Below are 1,405 nucleotides of genomic sequence, written 5' to 3'. Positions count from 1 at the left end.
CTCCCGGGGCGAGTCCGCCGACCACCAGGAACAGCTCCTGCGTATCCAGGGCCACGGCTTCGAGGATGGCTGCCCGGTTGTCCGCCACAGCGGCGGCCTGCCCTTCGGCGTCGGCGGCTGTGAGGAAGCCTCCCCGGCAGAGGGAGGAAACGCGAAGTCCGGCGTCCTTGATCAGCTTGGCCGCTTTGTCCAGGCCGGTGTCGGCGACGATGTCCCGCCACGGGCCGATCGCCGGGATCCCGGCACGGACGCAACCGTCCACCGCCTCGGCGAGGGTCCATTTCTTGGTGGTGGCGCTGTTGAGTGACAATCTGGAAAAGTCGGACGGCCGCGAAAAGTCGTTCATGCGCTCACCCCGTTGATGCGGAGGTAATCGGACATGCGGAAGGCGGCCAACGCGGGATCGCTCAGGAGCCCGGCCTGGTCGGCGAGTTCGAAGGTGCGTGCCAGGTGGACCACGGAGCGCCCGGAATGCAGCCCGCCGACCATTTGGAATCCGGGCTGTTTGCCGTTGAGCCAGGACATGAAGGCGATCCCGGTCTTGTAGTAGAACGTGGGGGCGCTGAAGATGTGCTTGCCCAGTTCGCGGGTGGAGTCCAGGATGGCGCGCGCGTCCGCGGCGTCGCCGGCGTCGTACTTCTGCAAGGCGACCGAGGCGGCAGGTAGATCGCGGCGAAGATGCCCAACAGCGCGTCCGAGTGGTGGGCGCCGTCGCCGTCGATCAGTTCCGGGTAGTTGAAATCGTCGCCGGTGTAGAGGCGGACGCCCTCCGGAAGGGCTGCACGCAGGGCAACTTCATGCGAAGCGTCGAGCAGCGAGACCTTCACTCCGTCCACCTTGTCCGCGTGGTCCCGGATCAGGCCAAGGAAGGTTTCCGTTGATTCGGCGACGTCGTCCGATCCCCAGTAGCCGGCCAGTGCGGGGTCGAACATGGTCCCGAGCCAGTGCAGGATGACGGGCTGGTCCACCTCACTGAGGAGCGTGGAGTAGACCTGCAGATAGTCCTCAGGGCTTGCTGCCACCTTGGCCAGCGCCCGCGACGCCATGATGATGACCTTCGGTCCCGCTTCACTCACGACGGCGATCTGCTCGCGGTAGGCGTCCAGCACGGTCTTGATTCCGGCGGGCCCCTCGGGGACAGAGTCCAGGTCCAGCTGGTCAGTTCCGGCACCGCAAGAGACGAGGTCCCTGACGGTCTTCCCGGCGGTAGCGGTGTTGCCGGATGCCACCACGGATGTCGCTTCGACGCCGGTTCGCTTGATGAGCTGCTGCGTGGCGGCCCAGTCCAGGCCCATGCCTCGCTGGGCGGTGTCCATGGCGTCGGCAACACCCAGGCCGTAGGACCACAGCTCGTGCCGGTACGCATGGTGGCGTCCCAGTCCAAGCGCGCGGGGGCACCCGGGGT

General features: G+C 66.9%; 2 pseudogenes. Both read right to left on the bottom strand.

Annotated elements, in window-relative coordinates:
* Nucleotides 1-346, bottom strand: a pseudogene (locus tag AHiyo1_RS10730) (sugar phosphate isomerase/epimerase); the annotation flags it as partial.
* A pseudogene (locus tag AHiyo1_RS10725) lies at nt 343-1,405 on the bottom strand (dihydrodipicolinate synthase family protein); the annotation flags it as partial. The pseudogenes AHiyo1_RS10725 and AHiyo1_RS10730, both read right to left, overlap by 4 nt.

The sequence above is a fragment of the Arthrobacter sp. Hiyo1 genome, from assembly GCF_001263615.2.
Classification (GTDB): Bacteria; Actinomycetota; Actinomycetes; order Actinomycetales; family Micrococcaceae; genus Arthrobacter.
This window is presented reverse-complemented; position numbering and strand designations above follow the sequence as displayed.